Here is a 13962-nt window from a genome sequence, read left to right on the forward strand (position 1 = left end):
AACCCCGCCGGCCCCGGGCCGGGGTCAGCCTACGTGCACGACGAGCCAGTCCAGTGTGCGGCGCCACGCGTCATCGGCCGCGGTCTGGTCGAACCGCTCCCCCGTGTCGTTGAAGAACGCGTGGTTGGCGCCCGGCTCGGTGACGAGTTCGTGGACCATCCCGGCCTTCTCGAGGGCGGCACGAGCGGCTGGTTCGGTGGCGTTGACGCGCTGGTCGAGCTCTCCGTAGAAACCGAGCACGGCCACCCCGGCGGACTTCAAGAAGTCGGGGTCCTCAGGAGTGGGGCCGTAGAACGGGAACGCCGCGGCAAGCTGCGGCACCCCGGTGTCGAGCAGGCGCCAGACCAGTCCTCCGCCCATGCAGAACCCGATCGCGGCGAGCTTGCGCCCCGGGGTGCGGCGGGCCACCTCGGCGATGCCGGACTGCAGGTCCGCCACCATGGTGTCGGGCGGGATCTGGCCGAGCGCGGCGGTGGCCGCGGCCGGATCGGTGAATGTGTCGGTGCCGCCACGCCCGGACAGCAGGTCGACGGCCAGGCTCGAGTAGCCGGCCCCGGCCAACCGGCCTGCGACCGACCGCACCCAGTCGGTGAGGCCCTTGTTCTCGTGGATGACCAGGATGCCGCCGCGCGCGTCGGCGGCCTCGGCCCATGCGCCCTGCAGTTCTCCGGCCGGGCCGGCCCAGGTGACCGGTGTGGTGGGCAGAGCGCCGGCCTGGCCCGGGGGCTCCCGGCGCGGTGGGGACGACGATGCCGGGGTGCCGGACGAGCCGGATGCACCGGTCGAACCCGTCGGATCGGTCGGCGTGGTGCGGTTGTTCGCGTTGTCCGAGCAGGCGGCGATCAGTGCCGACGCACCGGCGGCGCTCATCCCCAGCAGGGCCAGCCGGCGCAGCGCCTCGCGGCGGGACAGGATGCCGTCGACGTGGTCGGTGGCGATTTCTTCGGCGATGTAGCGCTGCAGCGGCGTCACCTGCTCGATTATGCGCTGGGCCCGGTAGACAATTCGCAAAATGTGTTCACGATGCCGTTGACACGTGTCGTGTGGCCCTGTTCGATGGGGACGTGAGCAGCACTGTGACCTACGACACGATCATTCGCAACGGCCGCTGGTTCGACGGCACCGGCGCCCCGTCTGCGATACGCACCCTCGCGATCAAAGACGGACACGTCGCAGCGATCACGGAGGACGACCTCGCCGAGGCCGAGTGCGCCGAGGTGATCGATGCATCCGGCGCGTGGGTGCTGCCCGGCATGCTCGACATCCACACCCACTACGACGTCGAGGTGCTCGGTGAGCCGGCCCTGTCGGAGTCTCTGCGCCACGGTGTCACCACCGTGCTGCTCGGTTCCTGTTCGCTCTCGACCGTCTACGTGGACGGCGCCGACGCCGGCGACATCTTCGGCCGGGTGGAGGCGATCCCCCGCCAGCACGTGGTCGCCGCGATCGAGGCGCACAAGACCTGGCGTGACGGCGAGGAGTACATCGCGGCGTTGGAGGACCGTCCGCTCGGGCCGAACGTCGCGGCGTTCATCGGCCACTCGGACATGCGCGCGGCGGTGATGGGTCTGGACCGCGCCACCCGCTCCGAGGAGCGCCCCACCAGGGCCGAGCAGTCGCGCATGGAGGGCATGCTGGCCGAGGCGTTGCGCGCCGGTTTCGTCGGAATGTCGTCGCAGCAACTACTTTTCGACAAGCTCGACGGTGAGGTCTGCCGGTCGCGGACCCTGCCGTCGACCTACGCCAAGCCCCGCGAGCTGCGCCGGCTCAAGGCAATGCTGCGCAAGGCGAACCGGGTGTTGCAATCCGGGCCCGACATCGAGAACCCGGTCGACATCGCCTCGCAGGCCTTCCAGTCGCTGGGCATCGTGCGCAACCCGCTCAAGACCAGCCTGCTCTCGGCCGCCGACATCAAGTCGAACCCGCTCGCGGTCAAGATCCTCGGCCCGCTCGCCCGGCTGGTCAACGGGCTGGGCGGCGATTTCCGCTGGCAGCACCTGCCGGTGCCCTTCGAGGTCTACGCCGACGGTATCGACCTGGTCATCTTCGAGGAGTTCGGCGCCGGCGCGGCCGCCCTGCACCTGCGCGACGAGGTGGAACGCAACGCACTGCTGCGCGACGAGAACTACCGGCGCCGCTTCCGCCGCGACTATGACGCGAAGTTCGGGATGCGGGTCTGGCACCGGGACTTCTTCGACGCCGAGATCGTGGGCTGCCCCGACGCCTCGGTGATCGGCAAGTCGTTCGGTCAGGTCGGACAGGATCGCGGCGGGCTGCATCCGGTGGACGCCTTCCTCGACCTGGTCCTCGAGCACGGTGCGGCGCTGCGGTGGCGGACCACCATCTCCAACCACCGACCGGAGGTGCTCAAGATGCTGGCGCGTGACCCCGGTGTGCAGATGGGGTTCTCCGACGCCGGCGCGCATCTGCGCAACATGGCCTTCTACAACATGGGGTTGCGGCTGCTGCGGCACGTCCGTGACGCCGAACGCGCAGGCACGCCGTTCATGAGCATCGAGGCCGCGGTGCACCGGCTCACCGGCGAACTGGCCGATTGGTACCGCATCGACGCCGGCCATCTGCGGGTCGGCGACCGGGCCGACGTCGTGGTCATCGACCCCGAACGTCTCGACGACTCCCTGGACCGGTACGCCGAATCGCCGGTCGAGCAGTACGGCGGGCTGCCCCGCATGGTGAACCGCAACGACGAGACCGTGCGCGCGGTGCTCGTCGGCGGGCGCACGGTGTTCCGCGACGGGGCGCTCACCGACGTCGTCGGCACCCAGCGCACCGGTCGGTTCCTGCGGGCCGCACACCGCGTCCGGGCTCTGGCCTCGTCGGCCGGTGAGCTGACCCGTGTCGGCTGAGCAGACCGTCGCGGGCATGTGGGCGGCGCTGTCGGCCCGCGACTGGGAGGCGCTCAAGACCCACCTGTCCGAGGACTGCATCTATCTGGACATGCCCGTCGGTCCCGCCGCGGCGGCCCGCGGGCCCGAGGACATCGTCAAACGACTCAAGATCGGCCTGGAGCCGCTGGCGTCTTATGAGAACTTCCCCGGCCTGATGGTGAGCAACGGCACCGATCTGATGTACGAACATCACGAGGAATGGCACTGGGCCACAGGCGAATCGGCGGTGCTGCAGTTCGTCACCGTGCACCGGGTGGTCGACGGGAAGATCACGTTGTGGAAGGACTACTGGGACATGGGCGCGCTCGCCAACCACGCCCCGCCCAGCTGGATGGCGGACTTCGCCACCGCCGACATGTCGTGGGTGTTCGACGCGACCGGACTCGTCTGACAGGAGACCCGATGCTGGACCTGAAGATCACCGGCGGCACCGTCGTCGACGGCACCGGGGCGGAGCGGTTCCGGGCGGACATCGGGGTCAAGGACGGCCGGATCGTCGAGGTGCGGCGGCGCAGCGGCGACGACGAGGGGCTGACGACCGACGCCGCCGAGCACATCGACGCGACAGGGCGGTTCGTGACGCCGGGGTTCGTGGACGTGCACACCCACTACGACGGCCAGGTCAGCTGGGACGACACGTTGGCGCCCTCGAGCCTGCACGGCGTGACGACCGTGGTCAGCGGCAACTGCGGCGTGGGTTTCGCACCGGTGCGGCCGGGACGCGAACAATGGCTGATCGAGCTGATGGAAGGCGTGGAGGACATCCCCGGCAGCGCGCTGGCCGAGGGCATCACCTGGCAGTGGGAGAGCTTTCCGCAGTATCTCGACGCCATCGAGAAGCGCTCTCTGGCAGTCGATTACGGCACTCAGGTGGCACACGGGGCCGTTCGCGGCTATGCGATGGGTGAACGCGGCGCCCGCAACGAGGAGGCCACCGCCGACGACATCGCGGCGATGGCGCGCATCGTGACCGAGGCGATCGAGGCGGGTGCACTGGGTTTTTCGACCTCCCGCACCGAAGCGCACCGCGCCATCGACGGCGAACCCGTGCCCGGCACCTACGCCGCGGAGGCGGAACTGTTCGGGTTGGGTCGCGCGATGGCCGCCGGCGGCAGGGCCGTGTTCGAGGTGTCGCCCCAGGGCACCGCCGGCGAGAGCCCCGCCGAGGCGACGATGCGGGAACTCGACTGGATGACCAAGCTCTCGGCCGAGACCGAGCGGCCGGTGTCGTTCACGATGACCCAGACCGGCGGCGCACCCGATCTGTGGCGCCACCAGCTCGACCGTGCGGGCGCCGCCTTCGATCAGGGCATCGAACTCATCGCACAGTTCGCCGCCCGCCCGTTCGGGATGTTGTTCGGCTTCAGCGGATACCACGCGTTCACCCACCGTCCGACCTACCGGAAACTGAAGGCCGAACTCGGCCACACCGATCTGATGGCCCGGCTCGCGGAGCCTGCGGTGCGGGCGGCCATCCTGTCCGAGACCGATCTGCCGCCGCAGCCGGTGCCGATGTTCGACGGGCTGTACGCGCTGATCCAGTACAGCGTCGACAAGATCTTCCCCATCGGGGACCCGCCGGACTACGAGCCGACACCGGACATGACGGTCGCCGCGATCGCCGCCCGCCGCGGTGAGGATCCGCTCGCGACCATGTACGACCTGATGCTCTCCTCCGGTGGCACCGCGATGCTGATGCTGCCCTTCTTCAACTACGCCGAGGGCAACCACGACGCGATCTACGAGATGATGACCCACCCGGCCGCGGTGTCGGGGCTCTCCGACGGTGGGGCACACTGCGGACTGATCTGCGACGCGTCCTACCCCACGTTCCTGCTCACGCACTGGGCGCGCGACCGCCACCGGGGGCCGAAGTTCTCCCTCGAGTACGTGGTGCGTAAGCAGACCCTGGACACTGCAACGCTTTTCGGACTGTCCGATCGCGGAGTGATCGCCCAGGGGCGCAAGGCCGATCTCAACGTGATCGACATGGACGCGCTGCGCCTCGATGTCCCGCGCATGGTCTACGACCTGCCGGCCGGTGGGCGTCGCCTGATCCAGGGCGCCTCGGGGTACGACGCGACCGTCGTCAGCGGCGTGGTGACGCGCCGGCACGGGGCGGACACCGGCGCGCGGCCGGGCCGGCTGCTGCGCGGCGTGCGCTAGCTAGCCGGCGATCAGGGCATCGATCTGGTTGGTCGCCGACGTGGCGCCTTCGATCATGCCCATGTCGAGCACCTGCTGCAGCGCCTCGGCCGATGCGTAGCTGCTCGTGTACGTCGCGCGCGTGCCACCGTCGTGTGGCACGAACGTGAACGCGTTCTTCGACACCGGCAGTTCGGTTTTGGGGGTGAAGTCGGGTTCGGCGAAGCCGTCGTCGAACGTGAACCCGTGCGGCTCGTCGACCGTGGTGACAACCCAGTACCCGGCGTACTTCTCGCCGTCGGGTCCCGTCATGTAGTAGGTCACCCGCCCGCCCGGTCGTAGGTCGTGATCGACCACGGTGGCCGGGTATCCCGGCGGCCCCCAGACCTTTTCGAGCTGGCGTGGGTCGGCGTAGATCTGCCAGATGCGTTCGACGGGCGCGGCGAAATCAGCGACGATGGTCAGGCTACGGGCGTCGAGGTCGTGGTGAACGTCGGTGACGGGCATGGTCAGTCCTCTCGGGTGTTCTCGGATGCAGCGTTGTCGGAAGCGGTGTCGTCGGATGCGATGAGGTCGTCGATACGGGCGATGCGGCCACGCCACACCTGTTCCAGCTCGGTCAGCAGCGAGGCCACGGACCGGATCGCGGTGACCTCGCCGCGGGCCAGTTGTTCGCGGCCTCGCCTGCGCTTGGTGATCAACCCGGCTCGGTCGAGCACGGCGACGTGTTTCTGCACGGCGGCGAAGCTCATGTCGTAGTGGGCCGCGAGCGTGGACACCGAGGCCTCGCCCGCCAGGACTCGGCGCACGATGTCGCGCCGGGTCCGGTCGGCCAACGCATGGAACAGCGCGTCGGCGCGGTCTTCGTCGAGCACATCCACCGCACCAACATACAACCGAACGGTTGTACGTTGTCAAGGGGTCAGACGTGCTCGGTCACACACTCCAGGCCAGGCGGAACTTGTCGGTGAGCTCCTCCGGGCTGAGGTTGCCGTAGGTTTCGTCTTCGTAGCGGCGCACCGCCAGCACCGCGTCGACCACCGGGTCGCCCAGGATCCCGCGGAGCGTGCTCGAGCTGTCCAGGGCGTCGAGCACCGCCCGCTGGTCGGTCGGCAGCACCGTGATGCCCGCCTCGGTGCGGTGCGCCTCGGACAGCGATGACGGGTCCACCGCCACCTCGGCGGGCAGGCTGCGCCCCGATTCGATGCCGTCGAGTGCGAGACCGAGCACGGCGGCCGCGGCCAGGTAGGGATTCGCCGACGGATCGATGATCTTGACCTCGACGTTCGCCCCGTACACGTTCGCCGGTCCCGCGGTCATGAAACGCACAGCGGCTTCCCGGTTCTCGGTACCCCAACACGCGTACGCGCCGGCCCAGCTGCCCGGCTGCATGCGCAACCCGGACAGGATCGAACCGCTGAGGACCGCCTGCGCCTCGGCGAGGCCGGCGAGTACGCCCGCCGCCGCCGACGCTCCCTCCCCGGTCATGCCGGCGGGGCCGTCGCCACCGGAGAAGACGGGTTCGCCGTCACGGAGGAGCGAAAAGTGTTGATGGGCGCCCGATCCGACGCTGCCGGCGAACGGCACCGGTGACAGGCTGACGCGCAGACCGTATCTGCGTGCTGCGCGGCCGATGATGATGCGCATCAGGCTCACCTGATCGGCCGCGGCGACGGGCGGAAGCGGGGCGAGCGAGACCTCGAACTGGTTCGCCCCGTATTCGGGATGGAACTGCTCGATCGCGACCCCCGATGCCGTCGCCGCGGCCGTGACGTCGCGGACGAAGCCCTCGTATTCCAGGACTCCCGCCAGCCCGTACTGGGCCCACAGGTCGGCAGGCAGCGCGGCCCCGTCGGGTCCGACGAGCACGAATTCGATCTCGTGGCCGACCAACGCGTCGAAACCCGCATGCGCGAGTCTTTCTTGGACCCGGCGCAGCGTTCCACGGGTGCAGAACGGATCGTCGGACCCGTCCTGGCTGTGGAAATCACCTGGTGCCCATGCGAACCCGTCACCGAGGATGCGCAGCGCGCCGAGGTCGATCCGGATTCGCTGATCCCCGACGACGCCGGTCGCCGGGCTGAACGCGATGCCGACCTGATCGATCGTGAACACATGCCAGACCGGGCTGGCGCCGAGTCCCGGATCGGCGAACGACCCCATCCGGCGCAGCGGAACGGTCTTGGCGTGCATCAGTCCGGCGGGGTTGACGACGGTGCCGATGAGGGTTGCGACGCCGTCGGATTCGAGTTGGGCGATCGCCGCGGCGGCGAGCGGTTTGGCGGCCATGCGGTCATTCTGCCGTCGGGCCGTGGCGTTCACAGCGTGATCGCGCAGGCCTGTCCGATGTCGAGGGTGCGCAGCATGCGGCCCATGCCGACCCACATCGCGCACGAGATCGCCAGATCGGTGAGCAACTCGTCGTCGAAGTGTTCCTTGGCCCGGGCCCAGAAATCCTCGTCGTCGCGCAGCCCGGTGTGGTCGGTGGCGAACCGGTGCGCGAACTCCATCGCGATACGTTCTTGGTCGCTGTACCCCGGCCACGTCCGCCACTGCGTGGCGTAGTCGTAGAACTCCTCGGTGATGCCGTTGGCCTCGCCGTCGCTGTCGCGCGTGTTCTGGCACGTGACGCACTCGTTGGCGTACGCGATCACGATGCGGGCCGCCTCACGGGTGCGCATCGGCAACCGGTTCTTCGTGTACACCGCATTGCTGAACCGGGCCATCGCTGCGCCGAGCTCCGGCGACGTCACCGCGAAGCCGGTCACGTCATCGTCGGCGAAGTCCCCGATTCGGCTCATGGCCGAAGTGTAACGCGTTCTAGTTCGTGCCGACGCCGGGCGGACGAGACACGCACTGAGCCAGGTAGAGCTCCTCGCCCAGCTTGCCCATCAGCTCCAGCTGCGTCTCGAGGTAGTCGATGTGCAGTTCCTCGTCGGCCAGGATCCCCTCGAGCAGCGTGGCCGACGTCGCGTCACCCTTCTCGCGGCACATCATGACTCCCGGCCTCAACCGGGCGACCACCTCGTACTCGATGGCGAGGTCGGCCTCGAACTGCTCGCGCACGGTCTGGCCCACGCGCAGCGAGAACAGTCGCTGATAGTTCGGCAGGCCATCGAGGAGCAGGATGCGGTCGGTGATCTTCTCCGCATGAACCATCTCCTCGAAGGATTCCTTGCGGGTGTGCTCGGCCAGCTCGGTGAAGCCCCAGTTGTCCTGCATCTTCGAGTGCAGGAAGTACTGATTGATCGCCGTCAGCTCGCTCGTCAGCTGCTCGTTGAGCAACTTCAGAACTTCGGGATCCCCTTGCATGGCTTGCTCCTCAACCAGGTCGTCGGCTCGCACGGACTGTCGTGCGAGCACGTTCAATCTAGTGCACCGCCGGCCTCGGCCGACGCATCTCCGGCCGCCGCGGCGAGGTGGGCCTGGACCGATCCCGGAAAGTAAGGCTAGACTTCGCTACCGAAGGTAAGGCTGCACTGACCGATTCGGCGACGACAGTGAGGATGGGCGTAACGGATGTTCGTCTGCCTGTGCACCGGCACCACCAGCCACGTCGTCGGCGAGCTCGTGGCCAACGGCGCCCGCACGTCGCGCGACCTGGCCGAGGCCTGTGGAGCCGGCGGTGACTGCGGCCGTTGCCGTCGCAACCTGCGGGCCATCATCGAGGCGCACTTCGCCCAGGTCCCGGCCGCGCCGGCAATCAGCGTCGCTGGCTGAACTGATCCAACGCGGCCGCGTTGGCGACCCCGCCCAGCAACTCGGCGAATTCGGCATTCTCCCGCGCGGTGGCCTCGGCGATTCCCGGCCGGTAACTCGCAGCGATCGTGCGCTTGACCGCCGAGAGGCTCGAAACGGGCCGCGCGGCAAGCACATCCGCGTGCCGCCGCGCCTCGGGCAGCAGCTCCTCGGGAGCGCAGACCTTCCAGGCGATGCCCATCCGGTGCGCTTCCTCGGCGTCCACCCACTCCGAGGACAACAGCATCCACGCCGCGTTCTGCCGGCCCATCAGCTGCGGTAGCAGGTAGGACGAGGCCGCCTCGGGGGCGACGCCGAGACTGGTGAACGGGCACTTCAGCCGCGCCGTCGACGACATGAACACCAGATCCGCGTAACCCAGGATGGTGGTCCCGATCCCCACCCCGACGCCGTTGACCGCGCAGATCAACGGTTTGGTCAGGTCCGCCAGCGCGGTGATCATCATCGGGAAATTGCTGCCCCCGCTGTAGGAGCCGTCGGCGATGCGGGCCTGCATCTCCTTGAGGTCGTTACCCGCACTGAACGCGCGGCCCGCGCCGGTCAGGAGCACGACGGCCACCTCGGGGTCGGCAGAGGCCTCGTCGAGCGCCGTCGCGGTCGCCAGGTAGAGCTCCTCGGTGAACGCGTTCAGCGCCTCGGGCCGGTCGAGCGTGAGCGTGCGAACCCGGTTGTCATCGCTGATCTGCAGAGTCACGGCAGCAGCGTAGCGAACGGGTCGCGCAGCACGTAGCGGCTGCTCGGAACGGTGTCGACGTTCTCGTTGGCGCCGAAGGCCGCGGTGCTGGCCATCATTCGCGTCATGCGGTCGGAAAGATCGTCATCGTCCGCGGCGCCGAAGAACGCGTGCAGATCGGTGGTCGCGGCCAGCGGGAAGAGTTCTTCGACGATCGCGGAGATCGGTTCGGCCCCCGGGGTGAGCGCACGGACCACCGTGTTCTGGGTGTAGCCGAACGTCGCCTGGGTGTCGATCGCCACCTGGGTGTGGTCGCGATGCCATCTCGTCAGCCACGTCCCCTCGTCCATGTCGGCCGGCCGGCGCAGCAGAGCGACGTTGGCCAGACCCGGCGTCCGTTCCCCGGGTGCGGTTCGCGGGGGCTGCAACGGGACCGACTCGGTGACCAGGTACGCGGCGAGCTCCTCGCAGTGTCGGCTCAGAATCTCGGTGGCAGAAGCGATCTGGGGCCCGTAGTACTGATCCGTCCAGATGCCGACGACACCGATCACCGGCGGGTCGAGCGTGGTCAGCGTCATCAACGAGTCGGTGACCGCAGCATCGCGCACGTTCACCGCGAGTCCGGCGACACCGGTGTCGGCCAGCTGCTCGGCGACCTCGGTACGCACGCGGGTGCACCACGCCTCGTCACCGGGCGCGCCACGCAACGTCATGATGACTTTCTCCACTCCGCGACGATAACCCCGGGCCAGAATGGGGAGATGATCACGGCCGAGACGATGCGCGCGGCTCTACCGGAGGCGGCTCCGGTGCTGCGCAGTGTCGTCGTCACCGTCGCGGCGGCGCTGTGTGCGATCCGATGGGGGCCGGCAGGCTCGGCGACCGCGGTCGCCGGCGCATCGGCGATCGCCGCGGTGGTGGCCCTGACGCAGGATCCCCGCGGACGGACGCTGCGTGTGCTGGTGGTCTCGATCGTGATGGGCGTCGCGATCCTCGTGGGCACGGCGGCGTCGACGCTGTTCGCGGTCTTTGTCGTGGCCGTCGGCGCCTGGTGCGCGCTCGCTGCGCTGGCCTGGGTGTGGGGCGCGCAGGCCGGGCTGGTCGCCAGCGCGTCGGGAGCGCTCCTGATCGTTGCGGGGCTGACGGCGCCCACCTGGGCGTCGACGTTCGGGGCGGCGGCGCTCGCGGTGGGCTCGGGTGCGGTGCAGGCCGCGGTGACCGCCATATGGCCACCGCAGCGATGGCGTATCCAGCGCGAGGCCCTCGCCACGGCGTATCGCTCGCTGGCCGCGGACGCGACGCGTCTGGCCGCCGATGCCGAGGAATCCGTGGCCAGCACCGAGCCGATGGTGGCGCTGAGGGCGGCGTTCATCGCGGACACCGCGCAGCCCAAACGACGGTCCGCCGGCTACCGCAACTGGTATCTGGTCCCCGGACGTATCGGCTCGTCATTGGCCGACGTCGCGGCGAGCGCCGGCGCGACCGACGTGTTGCACGCCGCCGCAGCCACCCTGACCGCGCTCGCGGATCCCGACCGCGCGGCCCGCGGGAATGTCGACGCCGCGCTACGTCGCCTCGACGCCGCCGTCGCCGCGGTGGGTGACGGTGCGCCTGCTGCGCAACGACTTTCCGCCCATCTGCACCTCGCCGCGGCGCGACGACCGAATGACGGGCTCCATGTGAGACCGGCCGACCTGCGCGCCCGGGTGCGGGTGGCGCTCGAGCGATTGCGGACCGGCGTCGACCGGCACTCCCCCGTGGTGCGCCACGCCGCACGCCTCGGGGTCGCCGTTGCGCTGGCGTGCGTGCTGGGGCGGGTGATCTCGGGGGGCGACGGCACATGGATCGCGCTCACGGTGCTGATGGTGCTGCGGCCCGAGACGGCGCACACCTACACCCGCTGCGTGGGACGCACCGCGGGCGTGGCGGCAGGCGCGCTGCTGGTGTCCTGCGTCGCGGTGGTCGCGCACACCGCGCCGGCCGTGTTCGCCGTCCTGGCAGGCGTTGGCCTGTGCGTCGCACACGCGGCGTCACGGTACGGGTATCTCGCGGCGGCTGCCGCGGTCTCGGTCTCTGCCGCGTGCATTCTCGGGATCGACCATGCCGCGGTGCTCGTCGACCCGCGCGATGTGCTGATCGCGACAGCGGTCGGTGGTGCGCTGGCTGTGCTCGCCCACGTGCTGATGCCCGACGATCCGCTGACCCGACTCGCTCAGCGGGCGGGTGAACTACTGAAGACCGAGATCGATTACGCGGCCACGGTCGTGAAGGTCTACCTGCACGAGATCGACAGTGCGACAGAGGTTCGAGCCGCCGCGTGGGAGCGCACGTTCCGTGCCCGGGCGGCCTTCGAGGCTGCGTCCGGTGCGGCGCGTCTGGTGTCGGCCGAGCAGCGTCGTTGGCTGCGGTGCTACCGCACGGTGCTGAACACGATCACGGGATCGTGCGCGACGCTCGAGGACAATCTGCCGGTCGATGCGTTTCCCCAGCCGCACCGTTCGTTCGTCCGGGCGGTCGACGAGTACGTCGAGGCGCTGTGTGGGGAACCGGGGACAGCGGCCGACCCGTGGAGCGTCGACACCGAGGAACTGACCGCCGCCGCCGAACGGGTGCGGCGATCGGTGCCCGCGCACGAGTCGGTGGAGGGATCGGCGCGCGTGTTGGTGTCCGAAATCGGGGCGATGACGCGTGCGCTCTGCCTGGTCGCCGACACTCCGTGGCCCTCGCCGTCACGCCGACGTTAAGTCATCATCTGTTGACATTCGGCCGGATCGGCCTACAGTCAAAGTCATCAATTGTTGACTTAAGGAGATCCGATGGCCGACCGATCCCGAATTCCCGTCCTCGTCGTCGGTGCGGGCCCCACCGGCCTGGCGGCAGCGCTCGAACTGTCCCGCCTGGGGATCAGCGTCCGCGTCGTCGACCGTGCGCCGCAGCCGTCGGCGGAGTCGCGAGCCCTGGCCGTGCAGGCGCGCACCCTGGAACTGTTGCGGGTCCGCGGCGTCGGTGAGGAGATGCTGCCCCTCGGCAACGCGGTGCGGGCCGCGGCCCTGCATGCCGACGGGCGTGACCTCGCGCGCGTCGAACTGAGCCGGATGCCGAGTGCGTTCAACGGCATCCTGATGCTCGCCCAATCGGAAACCGAGCGTCTGCTGTCCGAACAGTTGGCCCGTCAGGGCGTCAAGGTCGAACGGGGGGTCGACGTCGTCTCGGTGCGTAACGACTCTCAGTCCGTCTCGGCGACAGTGCGTTCCGCCGGAGGTGAGGACGAGTGCATCGAGGCGCAGTACGTGATCGCCGCCGACGGCCCCCACAGTACGATCCGTAAAGCCCTGGGGATGCACTTTCCCGGCCGCACCCTGCCGCACGACTACGTGCTGGCCGACCTGCACATCGCCGGCCCGATACCTGAAGACGAGGTGTCCATCTTCCTGGCCCGCCGGGGCTTTGTCGCCGTCTTTCCCATGGGACGCGGCCGTTTTCGCATGATGGCCACCGATCCGTCGGCGGTTCTGGCTGATGATGGGGCGGTACCGACAATCGGGCAGATGCAGGAGCTCTATGACCGTACCGTCGGTGTTCCGGCGCGGCTGCACGGACTGAACTGGAGTTCGCAGTTCCGGATCAACAGCCGCATGGTCGCGGATCTACGCTCGGGCAGGGTGCTGTTCGGCGGGGATGCCGCGCACGTGCACAGCCCGGCGGGTGGGCAGGGAATGAACGTGGGAATCCAGGACATGGTCAACCTGGGGTGGAAGCTCGCGATGGTGCTCGACGGCCGTGCTCGGCCGGAACTGCTCGACACCTACTCCGGCGAACGTCTGCCGGTGATTCGAAAAGTGTTGCGCTTCACGGAGATCGGCACCCGGGTGTTCAACTCCACCAATCCGATCGTGCATGCCCTTCGTATCCGAATGGCGCCTCGGGCGCTGGCACGCGACGCCGTCCAGAATGCGGCGGCATCGATGTTCGGGCAGCTGTCGGCCGGCTATCGCGGCGACGCGCTGGCCGACGGTGCGGGCGGCCTGGGCGGACTGCGGGCCGGTGACCGCGTGCCGGATGTGGACGGTCTCTACGACGCGCTCGATCTCGGCGCGCTGACGTTGTTCGCCGGTCCCGAGGCGGGTGCGGTGGCTGACGTCGCGCAGGCGTGGCATGGCGTGGTACGCGTGCGCGACGGGCGGGTGCCTGATCCGCGGGGATGGCTGCTGGTCCGGCCGGACGGGTACCTCGCTGCTGCCGGCGGACCCGGTGACGGACCGATGTTGGAGCGCTGGTTGCAACGGTGGTTCGTGCGGCCTTGACTCCCGTGGCGGCGCGTCGGGAGTTTGTCGGTGGTTCGAACTAGTGTGGCGCTCCTAGTGTTCTCATGGGCGCGTTCATGCTGGTCAGCAAGGTTTTGCGGTGCGATACAACGGGATCGGCGTTCCTTGGGTGAATTGAGGGACGCGCACGCGGTGTGCCTCTAGGTTTCGG

Annotated in this window: 14 protein-coding genes; 6 read left to right on the forward strand and 8 right to left on the reverse strand. The window is 69.1% G+C overall.

Annotated features, from left to right (window positions below):
• Positions 1-24 precede the first annotated feature (24 nt).
• Positions 25-972: a dienelactone hydrolase family protein gene (locus MHN84_RS21115; RefSeq protein WP_241206457.1), complete on the reverse strand. Its 948-nt coding sequence runs from the start codon at positions 970-972 to the stop codon at positions 25-27.
• 104 nt (positions 973-1076) lie between these two features.
• Here MHN84_RS21115 and MHN84_RS21120 point away from each other — a divergent pair, with 104 nt between their 5' ends.
• Genes MHN84_RS21120 through MHN84_RS21130 form a run of 3 tightly spaced genes read left to right on the forward strand, consistent with a single transcriptional unit; the run spans position 1077 to position 5075 of the window.
• Entirely contained in the window at positions 1077-2867 is a 1791-nt protein-coding gene (locus MHN84_RS21120; RefSeq protein WP_241206482.1) for an amidohydrolase family protein, read from the forward strand.
• A gap of 16 nt (positions 2868-2883) precedes the next feature.
• The gene (locus tag MHN84_RS21125) at positions 2884-3300 is read left to right on the forward strand and encodes a nuclear transport factor 2 family protein (protein ID WP_241206483.1); all 417 of its coding nucleotides are present in this window, start codon (positions 2884-2886) and stop codon (positions 3298-3300) included.
• An 11-nt stretch (positions 3301-3311) separates the two neighbouring features.
• A complete protein-coding gene (locus MHN84_RS21130; protein ID WP_241206458.1) occupies positions 3312-5075 on the forward strand; it encodes an amidohydrolase family protein in 1764 nt (587 codons plus the stop codon).
• On the opposite strand, the gene MHN84_RS21135 is transcribed toward MHN84_RS21130, so the two are convergent.
• Genes MHN84_RS21135 through bfr form a run of 5 tightly spaced genes read right to left on the reverse strand, consistent with a single transcriptional unit; the run spans position 5076 to position 8366 of the window.
• Positions 5076-5561 carry an SRPBCC domain-containing protein gene (locus tag MHN84_RS21135; protein WP_241206459.1) on the reverse strand — a complete coding sequence of 162 codons (486 nt, stop codon included), beginning with the start codon at positions 5559-5561 and terminating at the stop codon, positions 5076-5078. It lies immediately after the preceding gene.
• 2 nt (positions 5562-5563) lie between these two features.
• Positions 5564-5935 (reverse strand): helix-turn-helix transcriptional regulator, encoded by a 372-nt coding sequence (locus MHN84_RS21140; protein ID WP_241206460.1) that lies wholly within the window; start codon positions 5933-5935, stop codon positions 5564-5566.
• A 55-nt stretch (positions 5936-5990) separates the two neighbouring features.
• Positions 5991-7343, reverse strand: a complete 1353-nt coding sequence (locus MHN84_RS21145; protein ID WP_241206461.1) for a glutamine synthetase family protein — start codon at positions 7341-7343, stop codon at positions 5991-5993.
• Positions 7344-7372: 29 nt separating this feature from the next.
• The gene (locus MHN84_RS21150) at positions 7373-7855 is read right to left on the reverse strand and encodes a carboxymuconolactone decarboxylase family protein (protein WP_241206462.1); all 483 of its coding nucleotides are present in this window, start codon (positions 7853-7855) and stop codon (positions 7373-7375) included.
• A gap of 19 nt (positions 7856-7874) precedes the next feature.
• Positions 7875-8366 (reverse strand): bacterioferritin, encoded by a 492-nt coding sequence (gene bfr / locus MHN84_RS21155; RefSeq protein WP_241206463.1) that lies wholly within the window; start codon positions 8364-8366, stop codon positions 7875-7877.
• Positions 8367-8573: 207 nt separating this feature from the next.
• On the opposite strand from bfr, the gene MHN84_RS21160 reads away from it, so the two are divergent.
• Positions 8574-8774: a bacterioferritin-associated ferredoxin gene (locus MHN84_RS21160; RefSeq protein WP_241206464.1), complete on the forward strand. Its 201-nt coding sequence runs from the start codon at positions 8574-8576 to the stop codon at positions 8772-8774.
• Here the strand turns inward: MHN84_RS21160 and MHN84_RS21165 are convergent.
• Together MHN84_RS21165 and MHN84_RS21170 are read right to left on the reverse strand one after the other, a co-directional pair.
• Positions 8758-9507, reverse strand: a complete 750-nt coding sequence (locus tag MHN84_RS21165; RefSeq protein WP_241206465.1) for an enoyl-CoA hydratase/isomerase family protein — start codon at positions 9505-9507, stop codon at positions 8758-8760. The genes MHN84_RS21160 and MHN84_RS21165 overlap by 17 nt on opposite strands.
• Positions 9504-10214 (reverse strand): EthD domain-containing protein, encoded by a 711-nt coding sequence (locus MHN84_RS21170; protein ID WP_241206466.1) that lies wholly within the window; start codon positions 10212-10214, stop codon positions 9504-9506. Before MHN84_RS21170 ends, MHN84_RS21165 begins: the two co-directional genes overlap by 4 nt.
• A gap of 33 nt (positions 10215-10247) precedes the next feature.
• On the opposite strand from MHN84_RS21170, the gene MHN84_RS21175 reads away from it, so the two are divergent.
• On the forward strand, positions 10248-12230 hold the full coding sequence (locus MHN84_RS21175; protein WP_241206467.1) for an FUSC family protein: 1983 nt from the start codon (positions 10248-10250) through the stop codon (positions 12228-12230).
• Positions 12231-12302: 72 nt separating this feature from the next.
• Positions 12303-13790, forward strand: coding sequence for an FAD-dependent oxidoreductase (locus tag MHN84_RS21180; RefSeq protein ID WP_241206468.1), 1488 nt, complete (start codon positions 12303-12305; stop codon positions 13788-13790).
• The last annotated feature ends 172 nt before the right edge of the window (positions 13791-13962 follow it).

This window comes from Mycobacterium sp. PSTR-4-N, from assembly GCF_022348085.1.
GTDB lineage: Bacteria > Actinomycetota > Actinomycetes > Mycobacteriales > Mycobacteriaceae > Mycobacterium.

What these genes read in the sequence shown, in the direction of transcription:
- MHN84_RS21125 (WP_241206483.1), top strand. Translation starts at nt 2,884, where the DNA reads ATGTGGGCGGCGCTGTCGGCCCGCGACTGGGAGGCGCTCAAGACCCAC.
- MHN84_RS21130 (WP_241206458.1), top strand. Translation starts at nt 3,312, where the DNA reads ATGCTGGACCTGAAGATCACCGGCGGCACCGTCGTCGACGGCACCGGG.
- MHN84_RS21135 (WP_241206459.1), bottom strand. Translation starts at nt 5,561, where the DNA reads ATGCCCGTCACCGACGTTCACCACGACCTCGACGCCCGTAGCCTGACC.
- MHN84_RS21145 (WP_241206461.1), bottom strand. Translation starts at nt 7,343, where the DNA reads ATGGCCGCCAAACCGCTCGCCGCCGCGGCGATCGCCCAACTCGAATCC.
- MHN84_RS21150 (WP_241206462.1), bottom strand. Translation starts at nt 7,855, where the DNA reads ATGAGCCGAATCGGGGACTTCGCCGACGATGACGTGACCGGCTTCGCG.
- bfr (WP_241206463.1), bottom strand. Translation starts at nt 8,366, where the DNA reads ATGCAAGGGGATCCCGAAGTTCTGAAGTTGCTCAACGAGCAGCTGACG.
- MHN84_RS21160 (WP_241206464.1), top strand. Translation starts at nt 8,574, where the DNA reads ATGTTCGTCTGCCTGTGCACCGGCACCACCAGCCACGTCGTCGGCGAG.
- MHN84_RS21175 (WP_241206467.1), top strand. Translation starts at nt 10,248, where the DNA reads ATGATCACGGCCGAGACGATGCGCGCGGCTCTACCGGAGGCGGCTCCG.
- MHN84_RS21180 (WP_241206468.1), top strand. Translation starts at nt 12,303, where the DNA reads ATGGCCGACCGATCCCGAATTCCCGTCCTCGTCGTCGGTGCGGGCCCC.